The sequence below is a fragment of the Acidihalobacter prosperus genome (assembly GCF_000754095.2).
Lineage (GTDB): Bacteria > Pseudomonadota > Gammaproteobacteria > DSM-5130 > Acidihalobacteraceae > Acidihalobacter > Acidihalobacter prosperus.
Genome location: NZ_JQSG02000002.1, coordinates 13,517 through 32,131 on the forward strand (window position 1 = coordinate 13,517; position 18,615 = coordinate 32,131).

The window sequence follows — 18,615 nt, forward strand, 5'->3', positions numbered from 1 at the left end:
GCATCGGTCTCGCGTTACTCGGCGTCGCTGGACGTCCAGACCGCGGCACCATCGCTACCCTTGATGTCCGCCGCCCAGGTCGCCTCGACCATCTTCACGACCTTCTCGGGCATCGGCACGTAATCCAGCTTCTCCGCCATCGCCTGGCCATGGTGGTAGGACCAGTCGAAGAACTTGAGCACCGCCTTGGTCACCGCCGGCTTCTCGGCCTGCTTGTAGACCAGGATGAAGCTGGCGCCGGTGATCGGCCAGCTCTTGGCGCCGGGCTGGTCGGTCAGCACCATGTAGTAACCAGGCGCATGCCGCCAGTCGGCACCGGCGGCGGCGGCCTGGAAGTTCTCGGCCGTCGGAGAAACGTATTCGCCGTCGCGATTCTTCAGGCGCACGTAGTTCATCTTGTTCTGCAGCGCGTAGGCGTACTCGACGTAACCGATCGAACCATTGATGCGATTGACGTAGTTGGCCACGCCCTGATTGCCCTTGCCGCCCACGCCGGCCGGCCAGTCCACGGACTTGTTGTTGCCGACCTTGTCGGCCCAGGACTTGCTGACCTTGGTCAGGTAGTTGGTGAAGATGAAGGTCGTGCCGGAACCGTCGGAACGATGCACCACGGTGATCGCACGGTGCGGCAATTCGAGACCCGGATTCATGGCCTTGATGCGGGCGTCGTCCCAGTGCTTGATCTTGCCCATGAAGATATCGGCGAGCAGTTCGCCATCGAGGCGCAGGTGGCCCACGTGCAGACCCTTGATATTGACCACCGGCACCACGCCGCCCATGATCATCGGGAACTGCATCAGACCGTGCTTTTCCAGCTCTTCGGCCTTCAGGGGCGCGTCGGAGGCGCCGAAATCGACCGTCTTGGCCTTGATCTGCTTGATGCCGCCGCCGGAACCGATGGCCTGATAGTTGAACTCAACGCCCGTGGCCTTGTGATAGGCATCCGCCCACTGGGAGTACACCGGATAAGGGAAGGTCGCGCCGGCGCCATTGATCTGCTTGACTTCGGCCTGGGCAAGGCCGGCACCCATTAGGGCGACGCCGACGACCAGGCCCTTGCTGAAAGACTTGAGCATGTCTATTACCTCGATTTTGGTTGCGAATGAAGCCAGAATCGGGGTCCCCCCCCTCGCTAACTGGCTACGCGCAGTCTAGGGAGCCTCTATGACAGCATCGTGACACGCGGCTTGATGCGAAACGCAGCCTGAGGCGGACCGCCATGCTAGGATCACGCCGCCTCGTCCACTACCGCGCCGGCTGGCCTGGCGCGACTTCCACACGGTGATTCGACAACACCCATGTCATTGATCAAATTGATCAAAAGAGCCGCCATCCTCGCCTGCGCCAGCCTAATGCTGGCCTCGGGCACCGCCGGCGCCAAACCGGAAAATTTCGATGCCGGCGGGCTGCGCCAGGCTCAGCAGTCGATTTCCGACATCGAAAAGGCACTCAAGCAGGACATCGCCGATGTCACACAACTGCAACAATGGCTGGCCGAGGTCGACGGTGACCGTCAACTGGCGCAAAGCTGCGTCCAGTCGCAGGAGACCAAGGCCAAGGCGCTCAAATCGGAAGTCGATGCACTCGGCCCCCTGATCAAGGGCGAGTCCTGGCAAATCACCTCCAAGCGCTACGCCCTCGAGCGCGAACAGGCCCAGACCGCCCAGAACCTCGCCAACTGCCGCCTGTTGCTGGTCAACAGCAACGCGCTATACAAGACACTGCAAACGCGACGCAGCGAACAGCTCGCCAGCCAGCTGATGATTCGCGGACGCGGCACCTTGTCCCTGATGGCCGCATTCGCCGCCTCGCCGCCGCCTTACGCGGACTGGGTGCACTGGCCCGATCTGCGCGATCATCTCGGCCAGCTCAGCCCGCTCGACAGCGGATTGCTCGCGTTGATGAGTGCGTTCGGCCTGATCGCCGGCCTGCTGGGGCGGCGTCGGCTGCAATCGCGCCTGCGTCCGGTCGACGCTGCGCGCGATCGCGGGCGCGCGATCGCGCTGGCTCTGGTCGTCAGCCTGAATCGCTACCGCCCCGGCCTTGCGATCACCGGCATGTGGTCGCTGTTCTGGCTCATCGCCGGGCAGCAGGACGATCAGTGGCCTCTGCTGGCGGCCCTGAGCTACGTGCTGTTCGTCTATCACCTGGCGCTGGTGCTGATACGCGGCATGCTCGATCCGCCGCCACCGGCCACCCACCATCTGCACTTTGCGCCCGAACTGAGTCATCACTTCGCGCGCATCCTGCGCTGGTTGACGTTCAATGCGCTGATCGGCCTGATCCTGTTCGCCACGCCGTTGACCGGAGCGATGAATGAATCGGTCATACTGCTCGCCCGTTCGCTATGGGGCACGCTGTTCGTCGCCAATCTGATCGCGACCATCTGGCTGATTCGAAGATTGCGCGACAAGTCGGGCATCGGCCCCATCCGTCTTGCCTTTGCGCTGGCACTGGTCGCCGGCCTCGTGGCCGAGTGGGCCGGCTACCGCAATCTCAGCCAGTTCATCGTCGGCGGCGTCGTCTACACCCTCATCGTTCTATTGTTGACCTGGCTGCTGGTCACGCTGGTCAACGACCTGTTCAACAGCCTGGAAGAAGGTCGGCATCCCTGGGAACAACGCCTGCGCAGCCGGCTGGCCTTGCGCGAGGATGGTTTCATTCCCGGCCTTTTCTGGCTACGCATGCTGCTGAACACCGCGGTCTGGGGCATTGCCGCCTTCGCCCTGTTGCGCATCTGGGGCCTGTCCGTCGCCGGCCAGACGTTGCTTCTCCATTATCTGACGCACGGCTTCACGCTCGGCAAGATCAGCATCGTGCCCTCGCGCATCGCCGTCGCGCTGCTGGTACTCGCCCTGTTGCTCTCGCTCGGCTCCTGGGCCCGCTCCGCGCTCGACCAGCGGCTCAGCCATGCGCGCATGGAGCGCGGCGCACGCGAAGCGGCGGTTGCCATCACGGGCTATCTCGCCGCCATCGCCGCAGGTCTCATTGCCCTATCGGTCGCCGGCTTCAATTTCCAGAATCTGGCACTGATCGCCGGCGCGCTGTCGGTGGGCATCGGCTTCGGCCTTCAGAACATCGTCAACAATTTCGTCTCCGGCCTGATCCTGCTGTTCGAACGCCCCATCCGCACCGGCGACTGGATCACCGTGGGTCAGATCGAGGGCCACGTGCGGCGCATCAGCATCCGCTCGACGCAGATACAGACCTTCGACCGCGCCGACGTGGTGGTGCCCAATTCCGACCTGATTTCCGGCCCGGTCACCAACTGGATGCTGCGCGACACCTTCGGCCGCGTGCGCGTACCCGTCGGCGTGGCCTACGGCACCGACACCCAACTGGTCAAGGAAACGCTGCTTGCGCTTGCCCACGAGCACCCGCAGGTCATCTTCGACGACAGTGCCATCCCCAACCCCTATGTACTGTTCATGTCCTTCGGCGACAGCTCGCTCAATTTCGAGCTGCGCGTCTACATTCGCGACGTGAGCAACCGCCTGTCCGTGCTGAGCGACCTCAATTTCGCCATCGACGCAGCCTTCCGCAAGGCCGGGATCGCGATTCCCTTCCCGCAGCGCGATATCCATATCATCCGCACCCCGCAGGACACCGCGGTTGTCGATGCGGACGACAACGTCCGCCCGATGCCGCAGTCGCCCGCAGCTGAACCTCCAGCGCCGCCCACGCCGTCCGGGCAGACGCCGCCGGGATGACTACCGCGACCTCGTCATCGCCGCGCTGCCTGGGCTGGCGCGAATGGGTTGCCCTGCCCCAGCTGGGCATCGACCGCATCAAATGCAAGGTCGACACCGGCGCGCGCACCTCGGCCCTGCATGCCTTTTACAGCGAGCCTTATCATGACGCCGACGGGCGCCCGCGCGTCCGTTTCCGCCTGCACCCAGACCAGGACGACACCGCGCGCGTGGTTGAGTGCGATGCCCCCGTCATCGACGCGCGCGTGGTCAGCGATTCGGGCGGCCATCGCGAGCGACGCCTGGTCATCCAGACTCCGGTGGTGATCGGCGCCTGGGTCATGCCTATTGAACTGACCCTGACCAATCGCGATACCATGCGCTTTCGCATGCTGCTCGGACGCACGGCGATGCATCACCGCTTCCTGGTCGACCCGACGCGCTCCTTCCTGGCGGCCAATCCGTCCATCACCCCGGAATCACTCCCATGAGGATCGCGATCCTATCGCGCAACCGCAGGCTCTACTCCACGCGCCGCCTGATCGAAGCGGCGGAGGCGCGCGAGCACGAAGTCATCGTCCTCGATCCCCTGCGCTGCTATATGAACATCACTTCGCTCAAGCCCTCGATCCATTACAAGGGCGAGCCGATCGAGGATGTGGACGCGGTGATCCCGCGCATCGGCGCCTCGATCACCTTCTACGGCACCGCCGTGCTGCGCCAGTTCGAGATGATGGGCGTGTTCCCGGTCAACGAATCCGTGGCCATCAGCCGCGCGCGCGACAAGCTGCGTTCACTGCAGCTGCTTTCGCGCAAGGGTATCGGTCTGCCGGTGACCGGTTTCGCCCATTCGCCGGACGACATCGACGACCTGCTCGACCTGGTCGGAGGCACGCCGATGGTGCTCAAGCTGATCGAGGGCACCCAGGGCGTCGGCGTGGTGCTGGCCGAAACCCGGCAGGCCGCCGCCAGCGTCATCCAGGCTTTCATGGGACTCAAGACCAACATCCTGGCACAGGAATTCATCAAGGAGGCCGGCGGTGCCGACATCCGCTGCTTCGTGATCGGCGGCAAGGTCATCGCGGCGATGAAACGGCAGGCCAAGGAAGGCGAGTTCCGCTCCAATCTGCATCGCGGCGGCAAGGGTCTGCCCATTCGCCTGACACCGCAGGAACGCGCCACGGCGGTCAGCGCCGCCAAGATCATGGGCCTCAACGTCTGCGGGGTCGACATTCTGCGTTCGAACCATGGCCCGGTGGTGATGGAGGTGAATTCCTCGCCCGGACTCGAAGGCATCGAGAACACCACCGGCAAGGACATCGCCGGCGACATCGTCCGCTTCATCGAACAGAACGCCCGGCCCAATCGGACGCGTACCCGCGGCAAGGGCTAGGCGGCATGCGAGAAGGCTTCGAGATACTGGGCCGCCATATCGCCCCCGGCACGCGTTGCGCGATCGAGCTGCCGTTGCCGCCGCTCTACACCCATACCCCGCTGACCATGCGTCTGCACGTCGTGCATGGACGCCGGCCGGGACCGCGCCTGCTGGTCTGCGCGGCGGTGCACGGCGACGAGATCAACGGCGTCGAGATCATCCGTCGTCTGCTCGCGCACCGGCAGCTCGACCGCCTGCGCGGCACGCTGATCGCCGTTCCGGTAGTCAATGTCTACGGGCTGGTCGCCCAGTCGCGCTATCTGCCGGACCGCCGCGACCTCAACCGCAGTTTTCCCGGCTCCGACCATGGCAGCCTGGCGGCGCGCATCGCCAACGCCTTCCTGAACGAGGTCGTGGCACGATGCAGCCACGGCATCGACCTGCACACCGGTGCGGTCCATCGCACCAACCTGCCGCAGATCCGCGCCAACCTCGACGATACCGAAATCAACCGCCTGGCACGCGCCTTCGGCGTCAGCGTGCTGCTCAACGGCGAACTGCCGGAAGGCTCGTTGCGCCAGGCGGCGGATGCGGTCGGCGTGCCCATTCTGCTCTACGAGGCCGGCGAGGCCCTGCGCTTCGACGACCTAAGCGTGCGCCTCGGCGTCTCCGGCATCCTCAACGTCATGCGCGCGCTCGACATGCTGCCGCCCACACGCAAACCCCGGCGCGGCGACGCACGGCCCTTCGTGGCGCATGGCTCGAGCTGGGTCCGGGCGCCCGCCAGCGGCATTCTGCGCAGCTACGCCGCCCTCGGCGCCTACGTCGATCGCGATGCTTTGCTCGGCATCGTGGCCGACCCCTTCGGCGACAACGAGAGCGAGGTGCGTGCACCGGCGGCCGGCGTGGTCATAGGACGTACGCAGATACCGCTGATCCACGAGGGCGAGGCGCTCTATCATCTCGCGCGCTTCAAGGCCCCGGAGGCGGTCGCCAGCAGCCTGGAAATATTCCAGGGCGAGCCGTCGCTGGGTGCGGACTTTCAGCCGCCCGGGGCCGAGCCCGACGTCTGAATCGTAGCCGCGGCTTCTGGACAGAACGGGCGCGGACGGCGAAGATGCTCCCGTCGCAAGCCCACCGACATCGCATGCCAACGACAAGGAATTCTGATGCAATTCAGCGCCAAACGCCTTTTCGACCGGGTGACCGGCCTCGTCTTCGCGGTCATGCTGCTGTTTCTGACCATCGGCATCATCATGGGTACGGGACACCTCTTCACCCTACTGTTCGAGATGGCCAGAAGCGGTGAAATCGCGCGCGGCTACCTCGACATCATCTCGGAAGTACTGTCGCTGTTCGTACTGATCGAATTGTCGCGCTCGCTGGCCGAATACTTCCGCGTCAACCGCCTGCGCCTGACCTTCATCGTCGACGCCGCGATCGTCTTCGTGCTGCGCGAAATCATGATCGAGCTGTTCGAGCACAAGCTCGTCGTTGACCGCACCTATGCCCTGAGCACGCTGCTGTTCGTGCTCGGCGCGCTACGCATCGGCTCGGTGCTGGTGTACCAGCGCGGCCTGTCGATCGGCAACCGCGATGCGGACGGCGCCTGAGGCGCGTACCGCTTCTGCTAGGATAGTCTGCCGTCGCTGCGCTCAACCCGCCCCAGGAGACCGCCCATGACCACCAAGGACACCGTCACACTCACCGACAACGCCACCGGCAAGCAGATCGAGCTGCCGGTTCTGCGGGGTGAAGACGGCCCGGCCGCGATCGACGTGCGCGACCTCTACCGGGAGCTGGGCTATTTCACCTACGACCCAGGCTTCCTGGCCACGGCCAGCTGCCAGAGCGCGCTGACCTATATCGACGGCAACGAAGGCATCCTGCGCTATCGCGGCTACCCGATCGAACAACTGGCGCAGCACAGCAGCTATATCGAGGTCTGCTATCTGCTGCTCTACGGCGAACTCCCGGTGTCTGCGGAGCTGGAGACCTTTACCCGCCACATCACCCGCCACACCATGCTGCACGAGGCGATGCGCCGTTTCATGAGCGCCTTCCGCCACGACGCCCACCCGATGGCCACCATGGTCGGCGTGGTCGGCGCGCTGTCGGCCTTCTACAGCGATTCCACGGACGTGCACAATGCCCGCCAGCGCGAAATCTCCGCGCACAGGCTGATCGCCAAGATGCCGACCATCGCCGCCTGGAGTTACAAGCACTCCATCGGCGAACCCTTCGTCTACCCCGACAACGAACTGGGTTTCACCGAAAATTTCCTACGCATGATGTTTGCGGTGCCCACGGAAGCCTTCGAACCCGATCCGCGCTTCGTACGCGCGCTCGACCTGATCCTCATCCTGCACGCCGATCACGAGCAGAACGCCTCGACCTCGACCGTGCGCCTGACCGGCAGCTCGGAAGCCAACCCCTTCGCGGCCATCTCGGCGGGCATCGCCTCGCTGTGGGGACCGGCGCACGGCGGCGCCAACGAGGCGGTCATCCGCATGCTCGACGAGATCGTCGCCGAAGGCAGGCCCGTTCAGCACTACGTCGATCGCGCCAAGGACAAGAACGACCGCTTCCGACTCATGGGCTTCGGACACCGCGTCTACAAGAATTACGACCCGCGCGCGCGCATCATCCGCAAGGTCTGCCACGAGCTGCTGATCAGCCTGGAACCCGGCAACCCCAACCAGGCGCTGTTCGACGTGGCCATGGAGCTCGAACGCATCGCCCTGCAGGACGAATACTTCCAGGAACGCAATCTCTACCCGAACGTCGATTTCTATTCGGGCATCATCCTCAGCGCCATGGGCATTCCGCTCAACATGTTCACGGTCATTTTCGCCATGGCCAGGACCGTCGGCTGGGTCGCGCACTGGATGGAAATGATGTCCGACCCCAAGGCCCGGATCGGCCGCCCCCGGCAACTCTATGTCGGCTACGGCGCCCGCGACTACGTCCCCCTGAAGGCACGCCGGGAACGACCGGCTTGACCCGCAAGACCACAAACATTAGATTTTACTAATATTACTAACCGTTCAGGAGCACTCGATCATGTCCATCACGCGTATCGTCATGGCCACCGCCGGCACCTTCATCCTGGTCAGCCTGCTGCTGGCGCATTTCGTCAATCCCAACTGGCTGTGGTTCACCGCCTTCGTCGGCGCCAACCTGCTGCAGTCCGCATTCACCGGCTTCTGCCCGCTGGTAACCATCCTCAAGAAGCTCGGCGTACGGCCCGCAGACGCCTTCTGAGCGAAAACGCGACTCAGCCCCACGGGCGGCACGGCGTTCAGACGAGCGCCGTGCCGTGCTCACGGGTTTCGTGGAAGCTCACCTCGGGCCAGCGTTCCTGCGCCATCTGCAGATTCACCCGCGTCGGCGCGATATAGACCAGATCGCCGGCGTGATCCAGCGCCAGATTGGCTTCCGCCTTCTCGCGGAATTCCCGCATCACGCGCTCGTCGGCGCTGACCCAGCGCGCCGTGGTCACGTTCACCGGCTCGAACAGGCAGTCCACCCCGTACTCGTCGCGCAGACGGTGCGCCACCACGTCGAACTGGAGCACGCCGACCGCGCCCAGGATCAGGTCGTTGTTGCGCAGCGGATGATAGAGCTGCGTCGCCCCCTCCTCGCAGAGCTGGGTCAAACCTTTCTGCAGCGCCTTCATGCGCATGGGATCGCGCAGCTGCGCGCGGCGGAACAGCTCCGGCGCGAAGTTGGGAATCCCGGTGAACTGCAGCGACTCGCCCTGGGTGAAGGTGTCGCCGATGCGGATGGTGCCATGGTTGTGGATGCCGATGATGTCGCCGGCATAGGCATGTTCGACATGCTCGCGGTCGGAAGCCATGAAGGTCAGCGCATCGCTGATCTTGACGTCCTTGCCGAGGCGCACGTGACGTAGTTTCATGCCTTTCTCGAACTGCCCGGAGCACACGCGCATGAAGGCGATGCGATCACGGTGCTGGGGATCCATGTTCGCCTGGATCTTGAACACGAACCCGGTCAGCGCGGGCTCCAACGGATCCACGTCGCGGTTCGCGGTCGGGCGCGGCTGCGGCGGGGGCGCGAACTCGGCGAAGGCGTCCAGCAGCGAGGCCACGCCGAAATTGTTGATCGCGGAACCGAAAAACACTGGCGTCTGCCGGCCGCGCCGGTAGGCCTCCTCGTCGAAGGCATGGCTCGCCCCCTTGACCAGTTCGATCTCCTCGCGCAGTTCGGCTGCCTGATCGCCGAGCACGCGGTCCAGATCCGGGTTATCCAGTCCGTCGATCGACTCGCCGACCTGCGTTCGGCTGCCCTGGCCGGCCGCATAGAGATGGATGCGATCCTTGAGCAGGTGGTAGACGCCCTTGAAGCGTTTGCCCATGCCGATCGGCCAGGTCACTGGCGCGCACTCGATCTTGAGCACGTCCTCGACCTCATCGAGCAACTCGATCGGCTCGCGACCCTCGCGGTCGAGCTTGTTGATGAAGGTAATGATCGGCGTGTCGCGCAGCCGGCAGACCTCCATCAGCTTGATGGTGCGCTCCTCTACGCCCTTGGCGGCATCGATTACCATCAGCGCCGAGTCGACGGCCGTGAGGGTGCGGTAGGTATCCTCGGAGAAATCCTCGTGACCGGGCGTGTCCAACAGATTGATGATCTGTCCCTTGTACGGGAACTGCATCACCGACGAGGTCACCGAAATGCCGCGTTGCTTCTCCAGCTCCATCCAGTCTGAGGTGGCGTGGCGCGCGGCCTTGCGGCCCTTGACCGTACCGGCGAGCTGAATCGCGCCACCGAACAACAGCAGCTTCTCGGTGATGGTGGTCTTGCCCGCATCGGGATGCGAAATGATGGCGAAGGTGCGCCGCCGCGCCACCTCCCGGCTGAAATCGGACATGGGTGTCTACCGCTAAACCTGCGAAAAGCGGGCGATTATAACGCCGCGCGGCGGCCGCGTCGCGGCTGCCGCGCGATCTAAAGATTCCGGGCCATCACCAGCGCATCCTCTCGCCCGCGTGCCGCAGGATAATAGCCCTTGCGCAAACCGACCTCGTTGAAACCTTCGGACAAGTACAGATTCAACGCGGTACGGTTGGAAGGGCGCACCTCAAGAAAGGCCGTTTCGGCGCCCTGCCCCTTTGCCCAGTTCACCAGCGCACGCAGCAAGAAGCGCCCGTAACCGCGCCCCTGAGACTCAGGACGCACCGTGAGATTGAGAATATGGTATTCGCCCACCGCGAGCGAGGTGATGGCGTAACCGGTCAATTCGCCTTGCTGATCCATCGCCCAGCAGGTATAGCCCGCCCGCAGGCAGTCGCGGAAAATGGCCTCGGTCCAGGGGTGCGAATAGGCCCTCCGCTCGATGCCCATCAGCGCATCCAGATCCAGCACCTCCAGCGGGCGCATCCGCGGGACCGCCTCGCGAGGCCGGCTGCTCACCCGTCACCCGCTATCTGCGCGCGCGCGAGGCGCAAATCGTCCCAGGCACGCGCCTTCTGCTCGGGACTGCGCAGCAGATAGGCCGGATGATAGGTCACGATCAGCGGGATCGTACCGGCATAGCGGTGGACACGCCCGCGCAGTTGCCCGACCGGTGTATCGGTTTGCAGCAGGCTTTGCGCCGCGAAGCGTCCCAGCGCCAGTATCAGCCGCGGCTGCACCAGGGCGATCTGGCGGTCGAGATAGGCCCCGCAGGCACTCACCTCCTCGGGTTGCGGATCCCGGTTGCCGGGCGGACGGCACTTGACCACATTGGCGATATACACGGCCTCGCGGCGCAGGCCGATGGCGACGAACATGTTGTCCAGCAATCGTCCGGCACGACCGACGAAGGGTTCGCCGCGGCGGTCTTCCTCGGCCCCCGGCCCCTCGCCGACGACCATCCAGTCCGCCGTTCGCTCGCCGACGCCGAAAACCGTTTGCGTCCGCCCTTCGGCCAACGCACAGCGGCGGCAGGCCGCCACCGCGGCCTCCAGCCGCGGCCAATCCATCTCCGCCACGTCCGCCCTCGCGCCTGCCGTGACATGGCCTGCCGCCACGGGCGCCGGCGCCATATTCGCCAACGCGATCTCCTCGGCCGCGGCATCCGCAGCCACGGGCGAGCACTGACCCGACACTCGCGGCGCGGCGCGCAGTGCCCAAGGCTGTATGCCCATCGCCGAAAGATAATGCGCGTTTCTCGTGCTCACTCCGGCTTCCCGTTGCTTGTTTGGCGGAATGCTAGCGTCCACATCGAATTGTAGCGCCGCACGGCGAACGCGCGGCCGGCTAGACGTCGCCGAGCTGAGGGTGCGCGCGCTGCACCACCGAGGCCAGCTTGTCCAGGGCGTTCAGATAGGCTTTGGCCGAGGCGATCACGATATCGGTATCCGCGCCCTGGCCGTTGACGATGCGTCCGCTGCGCTCCATGCGTACCGTCACCTCGCCTTGCGCATCGGTACCGCTGGTGATGTTGTTCACCGAATAGAGCTGCAGCTGCGCCTTGCTGTCGACGATCGATTCGATGGCGCGGAAGGTGGCGTCCACCGGGCCACTGCCCGCAGCCTCGGCCGAGCGTTCCTCGCCGTATACGCTCAGGGTGACCTTGGCGAGCGGCACCTCGCCGGTCTCGGAACAGACGCGCATCGACACCAGCACATGCTGCCCGGTTTCGGAGGCCACCGTCTCGGACACCAGCGCCTGCAGGTCCTCGTCGAAGATCTCGTGCTTCTTGTCCGCCAGCACCTTGAAGCGGGTGAAGGCGTCGTTGAGTTCCTCCTCGGAGGCGAACTCGATGCCCAGTTCCTTGAGCCGGGTACGCAGCGCGTTGCGTCCGGAATGCTTGCCGAGCACGATGCGGTTGGCGCTCCAGCCCACATCCTCGGCGCGCATGATCTCGTAGGTCTCGCGCGACTTGAGCACGCCGTCCTGGTGGATGCCGGATTCGTGCGCGAAGGCGTTGGCGCCGACGATGGCCTTGTTCGGCTGCACCGGGAAGCCGGTGATGGTCGACACCAGTCGCGAGGCCGGCACGATCTGGGTGGTGTCGATGCCGGTATCGCAGGCGAACATGTCGCGTCGCGTGCGCACCGTCATCACGATCTCTTCCAACGCGGCGTTGCCGGCACGCTCGCCGAGCCCGTTGATGGTGCACTCCACCTGACGCGCGCCGGCCTGCACCGCCGACAGCGAGTTGGCCACGGCAAGACCCAGATCGTTGTGGCAATGCACCGAAAACACGGCCTTGTCGGCATTCGGAATCCGGTTCAGCAGGGCTTCGATCAACGTGCCGAACTGTCCCGGCAGGTTGTAGCCGACCGTATCCGGGATGTTGATCGTGCGCGCACCCGCCTCGATCGCCGCCTCGATGATCCGACAGAGAAAATCGACCTCGGAACGGCCGGCATCCTCGGCGGAAAATTCGACATCGTCGGTGTAGCGACGCGCGTGGTGCACCGCCTTGACGGCCTGCTCGACGACCTGGTCGGGCTCCATGCGCAACTTGTGCGCCATGTGGATGGGCGAGGTCGCGATGAAGGTATGGATGCGGCCCGCCTTGGCCGGTTTGATCGCCTCGCCGGCGCGGTCGATGTCGCGCTCCAGCGCCCGGGCCAGCCCGCAGACCACGCTGTCGGTGACGGCGCGTGCCACCGCGCTCACGCCCTCGAAATCGTCGGGACTGGCGATCGGGAAGCCCGCCTCGATCACGTCGACCCGCATGCGCTCGAGCACCTTGGCGATACGCACCTTCTCGTCGCGCGTCATCGATGCGCCCGGACTCTGCTCGCCGTCGCGCAGGGTGGTATCGAAAATGATCAGACGATCGTTGGACATGGCTGCTCCCGCTAACCCGGCGACCGGGGCCGGATGTTCGTTTAGAGTATGGGTCGGAAAACCGCTTCGCGCCGGCCGACGGGCGCGATCAGACGAACGATCGGTTCGTCGGATGCGGCGCGCCGCCGCTTGCGCGACCCTCTCGCAGGGCGCTGCCACGGCGCGTGACGAGCGTGTTCGGACCATGATAGCCAAGCCCCGATGCACTGCCAAGCCTGGCAGCGGGGCCCCGGCACGGGGTTTCGTTCGTCGGCGCGACACGATACATTGCACCTCACTCCCCATGACAATCGGACCGGATGAGCGTATCCGACGGCGCGAACAGGCCATCCCTGGCCGCGCGCCGACGGCAGGCGCCGAAAGCCCGAGGAACAACACCCATGAGCGATACACCCCGACACCGAAAATCCGCGACGACCAAGCCGCTCTCGCCCGAGCGCCGCGACTTTCTGCGCGCCAGCGGCGTGCTCGGCCTAGGCCTCGCCAGCAGCGGTCTGGCATTGCATCCGGGCAGCGCCCGGGCCGCCGAGCCGCCCAAACGCGGCGGCACCCTGCGCGTCGCGGTCCCGGCCGCCAAGTCCATCGACCCGCTGAAGATCGACAGCGCCGGCGCCATCGCCATCGTACAGCAGGTCGGCGAGTATCTCGTCTGGGCCGAGCCCGACCTCAGCCTGCGTCCGGTGCTCGCCACCGCATGGCACACCCCGGACGGCGGCAAAACCTGGATTTTCGAGCTGCGCCGGGGCGTCAGGTTTCACGATGGCCGCGAGATGACGGCCGACGACGTGGTCGCCACCTTCGAACGGCTGGTCGACCCCAAGCAGGCCTCGGTGGCGCGGGCACAGATCCCGTTCCTCAAGCCCGGCGACACCACGAAGGTCGATCGCCATACGGTCAAGTTCGCGCTTGATCGGCCAGTGGGCGAGTTCCCCTATTACACCCAGATATATAACGCGATCATCCTGCCGCACGACTACGCCGGCGATTTCGCCAAGCATCCGGTCGGCACCGGCCCGTTCCGCATGGTCGACTACAAACCGCAGCAACATGCGCGCTTCGAACGCAATCCGGATTACTGGGATGCCGGCAAACCCTATCTGGATGCCGTGCACCTTGGCCTGTACGGCTCGCCCCAGCCGATGATTCTCGCGCTGCAGGGCGGCGGCGCCGACATGATGCTCGGCATTTCCTCGATCGACGCCAAGCCGCTGCTGGACAAGCCGGACATCCGTATCGCCCGCGCCCATTCTTCCGCCACCCGCCTGCTCGCCATGCGCGTCGACCGCAAACCCTTCGACGACCGCCGCGTGCGCGAGGCGGTGGCACTGTGCCTGAATCGCGAAGCCATGCTCGAGGTGCTGCTCGGCGGCGCGGGCGAACTTGGCAACGATCATCCCGTCGCCCCCATTTTCGGCGATCACATCCGGCTCAAGCAACGCCGTCGGGATATCGCCCACGCCAAGCAGCTGCTGGCGCAGGCAGGCCATCCCACGGGTTTCGACATCGACCTCTACACCGGCGACTATCTGGAACTGCCTCAATACGCCATCCTCGCGCAACAGATGCTGGCGCCCGCCGGCATTCGCGTGAAACTGCACGTGGAGCCGCTCAACACCTATTACGACCACTGGACCGAGGTCGATTTCGGCCTCACCGACTGGACCGGCCGCACCACACCCTCGCAGATACTGTCCGCCGCCTTCGGCGGCCACTCCGAATGGAACGCCGCCCACTGGAAACACCCCGGTTTCGACAAGCTGGTGGCGGAGCTGGAGGCCACGGTCGATCCAAGGCAACGCGACCGTCTCGCCAATCGGGCCGCCGCGATGCTGCATGACGACGTGCCCGCCGCCATCGCCTACTTCATCGACCTGCTGCGGCCGATGCGGCGCAATGTCAGAGGCGTCGAGGCCAATATGTCGCAATATCTCGATCTCACCCGCGCCTGGCTGGCCTGAGACACCCGACAAGCGCATGGCGGTCTACATCGTTCGCCGCTTGCTGCTGCTATGCGTCACGCTGGCCGCGGCCTCGGCGCTGATTTTCGCACTCACCGGCGTGCTGCCCGGCAGCATCGGCCGCATCATGCTCGGCCCCTTCGCCTCCCAGCACGCGGTCGATGTACTCAATCGCCAGCTCGGCGCCAGCCTCCCCTTGTGGGAGCGTTACCTGCACTGGCTGGACGGCCTGGCGCATGGCGACTGGGGACGTTCGCTGGTTTACGACACCCCCGTCCTGCCGCTGGTTCTGGACCGCCTGAAGCACTCACTCGTGCTCGCCGCGGCAGGCCTGGCCCTGCTGCTGCCGAGCGCCATCGCCAGCGGCGTCTATGCCGCCCTGCGCGAAGGGCACGCCTTCGACCGCATCGTGTCCGTGCTCAGCCTGTCCTTCGGTGCGATTCCCGAATTCGTCACCGGCGTGGTGCTGATCGTCGTCTTCGGCATCACCCTGCACTGGCTGCCGATCCAGGCCATGCCGGCAGCCGGTGCCGGCACGCTCGACTGGCTGCGCCATCTGATCATGCCGGCGGTCGCCCTGGCGCTGACACTGTTTTCATATGTCTTCCGCATGGCACGCAGCGGCATGATCGAAGCGCTCGCGGCCGATTACACACGAACCGCGATACTCAAGGGTCTACCCCGCCGCGTGGTGCTGTGGCGGCACGTGCTGCGCAACGCCCTGCTGCCGACGATCACCGTCGTCGGCGCGCAGATCGGCTGGATGGTCGGCGGCCTGGTGGTGGTCGAAACCCTGTTCCGCTATCCCGGCATCGGCAGCCTCACCTACAGCGCCGCCACCAACAAGGACATTCCGTTGCTGGTCGGCTGCAGCCTGATGATCACCCTGGTCTTCGCCCTGTCGAATTTCCTGGCCGATTTGATCCACGCCCTGCTCGACCCCCGTGCACGCCATGCCATCGCCCGCCCCGTCTGACCACAGGCGCCCGCCGCTGACCCTGCTGCTGGGCCTGAGCCTGATCGCCCTCTGGGTCGTCTGCGCGCTGGCCGCACCTTGGATCGCACCCTACTCTCCGACCGCGGTGGATTTCGGCGCCCTGTCGCAGCCGCCTTCCTGGCAGCATTGGTTCGGCACCGACCGCTTTGGCCGCGACATCCTCAGCCGGGTGATCTACGGCGCCGCTCAGGTACTCATGGTCGCTCCCGCCGCCACCCTCCTGGGCCTGCTGCTGGGCACGCTCATCGGCCTGATCACGGCCTATTACGGACGCTGGATCGACGAAGCCATCATGCGCATGCTCGATGCCGTCATGGCGCTGCCGCTGATCGTGCTGGCCATGCTCGCGCTCACCCTACTCGGCCCCTCCAAGCTCAACGTCGTCCTGGTCATCGGACTGGTATTCGCGCCGCTGGTGGCACGCACGGTCAGGGCGCGCGCGATGATCGAGGTTCGTCGGGAATACCTCCTCGCCGCACGCATGCGGGGCGAGGGCACGGCCTATCAGCTGTTACGGGAAATCCTGCCCAATGTCGGCGGGCCGCTCGTCGTGGAGGGTACGATTCGTCTTGGCTACGCCGTGTTCACCTCGGCCACGCTGGGCTTCCTCGGCCTCGGCGCGCAACCGCCCAGTCCCGACTGGGGCCTGATGGTCAGCCAGAACCAGACCCAGCTCACCAGCGCCCCGTGGACCGTGCTGTTCCCCGTTCTCGCCATCGTGCTGGTGGTGATCGGTATCGGCCTGACCGCCGACGGCCTGCGGACCCGGCTCGACGCATGAGCGAAGCGCTGCTGCACATCGAGGATCTCGCAATCAGTTACCGTCGCGGCGGCCATTGGCTGCGCGCGATCCGCGAGCTGAGCCTCGACATCCGCCCCGGCGAGGCCTACGGCCTGGTCGGCGAATCCGGCTGCGGCAAGAGCACCTTGGCCATGAGCGTCATGCGCTACCTGCCCGCCACCGCACACCAGGAACGCGGGCGGATCGTCTTCGCCGGGCAGGACCTCGGCAAGCTCGACGAGCGCGGCCTGCGGCGGCTGCGCGGCGGCCGCATCGGCATGGTCTACCAGCACCCGGGCAGCGCGCTCAATCCCTCGCTGCCGGTCGGCCGCCAGATCGCCGAGCTGTACACGCTGCATGCCGGGCTGGATCATGCCCAGGCCGACACCGCCGCGCTCGACATGCTGGCCAGTGTACGGATCGCCCGCCCGGCAACGGTCGCCCATCTCTATCCCTATCAATTGTCCGGTGGTATGCAACAGCGCATCGTGATCGCCATGGCGCTGGCCACCGATCCGGAATTGCTGATCCTCGACGAGCCCACCACCGCGCTCGACACGACGGTACAGGCGGAGATGCTACGGCTGTTCGAGGAGTTGCGCCGCGACTACCGCGCCGCCCTGCTGTTCATCAGCCACAACCTGGGCGTGGTCCGCCAGCTGTGCGAGCGGGTCGGCGTGATGTATGCCGGCCGATTGGTCGAGGAAGGCGACTCCGCAGCGGTCTTCACCCGACCGCGACACCCCTACACCGGCGCCCTCGTCGCTTGCCTGCCGACGCGAGACAGCCGTCGCGACCGGCGCCCCCTGCAACCGATCCCCGGCAGCGTGCCGGATGCCCACGCGCCGGAAACCGGCTGCCCGTTCGCACCACGTTGCGGGCGGGCGCAAACGGCCTGCACGGAAGCCATGCCGCCTGCCGACAGGCACAACGGACATCTCAGCCGCTGCCTGTTCGCCGACGATGTTCCGCCTCCAGCGACCGGCATCATCGCGCCCTCGCAGGGAACGAGCGACCTGCGGGTGCGTGTGCCGGAACGGCCGCTGATCGAAATTGAAGGGCTGGAAGTCGGCCACGGCGGCACGCCTATCCTGCGCGATCTGAATCTGCACATAGATCCGGGCGAAACCTTCGGCCTGGTCGGTGAGTCAGGTAGCGGCAAGACCACGCTGGCGCACGCGATCGCCGGGTTGACACCGCCGACACGAGGCCGCATTCATCTGGACGGCAGGCGTCTGGCCGCACGCATTGCCCGTCGGCGGCAGGCCCAGCGCCGCGACATCCAGATGGTTTTCCAGTCGCCGGACACCACGCTCAATCCTCGTCGCCGCGTGGGGCACGCCCTGGGTCGCGCCATCCGCAAACTCTCGCGGATCAAGGCTCCGCTGCGCGAGCGACTCGCCCGGCTGTTGCGCGAAGTGGCGCTCGAAACCGAGCATGCCCGCGCGCTGCCGGGCCAGCTTTCCGGCGGCCAGCGCCAGCGCGTGGCCATTGCCCGCGCATTCACCGGCGAGCCGCGGCTGGTGATTTTAGACGAACCCACTTCCGCGCTGGACGTCTCGGTGCAAGCCGCGATACTGCGCCTGCTGGTGGAGTTGCAGGCACGTCATGCCGTGGCCTATCTGTTCATCTCGCACGACTTGGCCGTGGTGCGCTATCTCGCCGACCGGATCGGCGTACTCTACCGGGGAACGCTGGTCGAGATCGGGCCGACCGAGGTGATTTTCGAAGGCCCCAATCACCCCTATACGCAGGCGCTGATGGCAGCCATGCCAACCCTGGACATGCGCGCGGACGGCGCCTCGCAGCCCGGCCCAAGCGACCACGCGGCCGCACCGCCCTCGCAGGACATGCGGGAAGATGCCGGCTGCATCTACGCGGATGAGTGTCCGAAAGTCATGCAGCGGTGCCGGACGGAACCACCCCCGTGGCGTGGCGGACGCGCCGGACAGCGCATCCGCTGCTGGCTTTCCGGGGAAGGCGTATCGGCACCGGGCGGCGACTGA

16 protein-coding genes are annotated in these 18,615 nt (G+C 65.7%); 11 read left to right on the top strand and 5 right to left on the bottom strand.

Annotated features, from left to right (window positions below):
• Positions 1-14: 14 nt before the first annotated feature.
• Positions 15-1,076, bottom strand: coding sequence for a phosphate ABC transporter substrate-binding protein PstS (gene pstS / locus THPRO_RS03975; RefSeq protein ID WP_082954425.1), 1,062 nt, complete (start codon positions 1,074-1,076; stop codon positions 15-17).
• A gap of 222 nt (positions 1,077-1,298) precedes the next feature.
• On the opposite strand from pstS, the gene THPRO_RS03980 reads away from it, so the two are divergent.
• The 7 genes from THPRO_RS03980 to THPRO_RS04010 all read left to right on the top strand — a co-directional run bounded on the left by THPRO_RS03980 (position 1,299) and on the right by THPRO_RS04010 (position 8,328).
• Positions 1,299-3,710 (top strand): mechanosensitive ion channel domain-containing protein, encoded by a 2,412-nt coding sequence (locus THPRO_RS03980; protein WP_052064567.1) that lies wholly within the window; start codon positions 1,299-1,301, stop codon positions 3,708-3,710.
• The gene (locus THPRO_RS03985; protein WP_038092163.1) at positions 3,707-4,180 is read left to right on the top strand and encodes an ATP-dependent zinc protease family protein; all 474 of its coding nucleotides are present in this window, start codon (positions 3,707-3,709) and stop codon (positions 4,178-4,180) included. The genes THPRO_RS03980 and THPRO_RS03985 overlap by 4 nt, the downstream gene beginning before the upstream one ends.
• A complete protein-coding gene (gene rimK / locus THPRO_RS03990; RefSeq protein WP_065089260.1) occupies positions 4,177-5,082 on the top strand; it encodes a 30S ribosomal protein S6--L-glutamate ligase in 906 nt (301 codons plus the stop codon). The genes THPRO_RS03985 and rimK overlap by 4 nt, the downstream gene beginning before the upstream one ends.
• A gap of 5 nt (positions 5,083-5,087) precedes the next feature.
• Positions 5,088-6,137, top strand: coding sequence for a succinylglutamate desuccinylase/aspartoacylase family protein (locus THPRO_RS03995; RefSeq protein ID WP_065089261.1), 1,050 nt, complete (start codon positions 5,088-5,090; stop codon positions 6,135-6,137).
• Between the two features lie 96 nt (positions 6,138-6,233).
• Complete coding sequence (locus tag THPRO_RS04000; RefSeq protein WP_038092165.1) at positions 6,234-6,677, top strand: phosphate-starvation-inducible PsiE family protein; 444 nt, start codon at positions 6,234-6,236, stop codon at positions 6,675-6,677.
• 66 nt (positions 6,678-6,743) lie between these two features.
• Positions 6,744-8,066 carry a citrate synthase gene (locus THPRO_RS04005; RefSeq protein ID WP_038092167.1) on the top strand — a complete coding sequence of 441 codons (1,323 nt, stop codon included), beginning with the start codon at positions 6,744-6,746 and terminating at the stop codon, positions 8,064-8,066.
• Between the two features lie 61 nt (positions 8,067-8,127).
• Entirely contained in the window at positions 8,128-8,328 is a 201-nt protein-coding gene (locus tag THPRO_RS04010; RefSeq protein WP_038092170.1) for a YgaP family membrane protein, read from the top strand.
• 37 nt (positions 8,329-8,365) lie between these two features.
• On the opposite strand, the gene THPRO_RS04015 is transcribed toward THPRO_RS04010, so the two are convergent.
• The 4 genes from THPRO_RS04015 to THPRO_RS04030 form a co-directional block, all read right to left on the bottom strand.
• A complete protein-coding gene (locus tag THPRO_RS04015; protein WP_038092173.1) occupies positions 8,366-9,958 on the bottom strand; it encodes a peptide chain release factor 3 in 1,593 nt (530 codons plus the stop codon).
• 77 nt (positions 9,959-10,035) lie between these two features.
• Positions 10,036-10,467 (bottom strand): ribosomal protein S18-alanine N-acetyltransferase, encoded by a 432-nt coding sequence (gene rimI / locus THPRO_RS04020; RefSeq protein ID WP_052064581.1) that lies wholly within the window; start codon positions 10,465-10,467, stop codon positions 10,036-10,038.
• 29 nt (positions 10,468-10,496) lie between these two features.
• Entirely contained in the window at positions 10,497-11,216 is a 720-nt protein-coding gene (locus THPRO_RS04025; RefSeq protein WP_052064568.1) for a uracil-DNA glycosylase, read from the bottom strand.
• A 112-nt stretch (positions 11,217-11,328) separates the two neighbouring features.
• Positions 11,329-12,873, bottom strand: coding sequence for a 2-isopropylmalate synthase (locus THPRO_RS04030; protein ID WP_065089262.1), 1,545 nt, complete (start codon positions 12,871-12,873; stop codon positions 11,329-11,331).
• Between the two features lie 380 nt (positions 12,874-13,253).
• On the opposite strand from THPRO_RS04030, the gene THPRO_RS04035 reads away from it, so the two are divergent.
• Genes THPRO_RS04035 through THPRO_RS04050 form a run of 4 tightly spaced genes read left to right on the top strand, consistent with a single transcriptional unit; the run spans position 13,254 to position 18,615 of the window.
• On the top strand, positions 13,254-14,831 hold the full coding sequence (locus THPRO_RS04035) for an ABC transporter substrate-binding protein (protein WP_038092183.1): 1,578 nt from the start codon (positions 13,254-13,256) through the stop codon (positions 14,829-14,831).
• A 16-nt stretch (positions 14,832-14,847) separates the two neighbouring features.
• Entirely contained in the window at positions 14,848-15,807 is a 960-nt protein-coding gene (locus THPRO_RS04040) for an ABC transporter permease (protein ID WP_038092187.1), read from the top strand.
• Complete coding sequence (locus THPRO_RS04045; RefSeq protein WP_038092190.1) at positions 15,785-16,609, top strand: ABC transporter permease; 825 nt, start codon at positions 15,785-15,787, stop codon at positions 16,607-16,609. Before THPRO_RS04040 ends, THPRO_RS04045 begins: the two co-directional genes overlap by 23 nt.
• The gene (locus tag THPRO_RS04050) at positions 16,606-18,615 is read left to right on the top strand and encodes a dipeptide ABC transporter ATP-binding protein (protein ID WP_052064569.1); all 2,010 of its coding nucleotides are present in this window, start codon (positions 16,606-16,608) and stop codon (positions 18,613-18,615) included. Before THPRO_RS04045 ends, THPRO_RS04050 begins: the two co-directional genes overlap by 4 nt.

Excerpts from the sequence above, each read along its gene's own strand:
- THPRO_RS04040 (WP_038092187.1), top strand. The coding sequence starts at position 14,848 with ATGGCGGTCTACATCGTTCGCCGCTTGCTGCTGCTATGCGTCACGCTG.
- THPRO_RS04025 (WP_052064568.1), bottom strand. The coding sequence starts at position 11,216 with ATGGGCATACAGCCTTGGGCACTGCGCGCCGCGCCGCGAGTGTCGGGT.
- THPRO_RS04005 (WP_038092167.1), top strand. The coding sequence starts at position 6,744 with ATGACCACCAAGGACACCGTCACACTCACCGACAACGCCACCGGCAAG.
- THPRO_RS03985 (WP_038092163.1), top strand. The coding sequence starts at position 3,707 with ATGACTACCGCGACCTCGTCATCGCCGCGCTGCCTGGGCTGGCGCGAA.
- THPRO_RS04015 (WP_038092173.1), bottom strand. The coding sequence starts at position 9,958 with ATGTCCGATTTCAGCCGGGAGGTGGCGCGGCGGCGCACCTTCGCCATC.
- rimI (WP_052064581.1), bottom strand. The coding sequence starts at position 10,467 with ATGCGCCCGCTGGAGGTGCTGGATCTGGATGCGCTGATGGGCATCGAG.
- THPRO_RS04010 (WP_038092170.1), top strand. The coding sequence starts at position 8,128 with ATGTCCATCACGCGTATCGTCATGGCCACCGCCGGCACCTTCATCCTG.
- THPRO_RS03980 (WP_052064567.1), top strand. The coding sequence starts at position 1,299 with ATGTCATTGATCAAATTGATCAAAAGAGCCGCCATCCTCGCCTGCGCC.
- THPRO_RS04035 (WP_038092183.1), top strand. The coding sequence starts at position 13,254 with ATGAGCGATACACCCCGACACCGAAAATCCGCGACGACCAAGCCGCTC.
- rimK (WP_065089260.1), top strand. The coding sequence starts at position 4,177 with ATGAGGATCGCGATCCTATCGCGCAACCGCAGGCTCTACTCCACGCGC.
- THPRO_RS03995 (WP_065089261.1), top strand. The coding sequence starts at position 5,088 with ATGCGAGAAGGCTTCGAGATACTGGGCCGCCATATCGCCCCCGGCACG.
- THPRO_RS04030 (WP_065089262.1), bottom strand. The coding sequence starts at position 12,873 with ATGTCCAACGATCGTCTGATCATTTTCGATACCACCCTGCGCGACGGC.
- pstS (WP_082954425.1), bottom strand. The coding sequence starts at position 1,076 with ATGCTCAAGTCTTTCAGCAAGGGCCTGGTCGTCGGCGTCGCCCTAATG.
- THPRO_RS04050 (WP_052064569.1), top strand. The coding sequence starts at position 16,606 with ATGAGCGAAGCGCTGCTGCACATCGAGGATCTCGCAATCAGTTACCGT.
- THPRO_RS04000 (WP_038092165.1), top strand. The coding sequence starts at position 6,234 with ATGCAATTCAGCGCCAAACGCCTTTTCGACCGGGTGACCGGCCTCGTC.
- THPRO_RS04045 (WP_038092190.1), top strand. The coding sequence starts at position 15,785 with ATGCCATCGCCCGCCCCGTCTGACCACAGGCGCCCGCCGCTGACCCTG.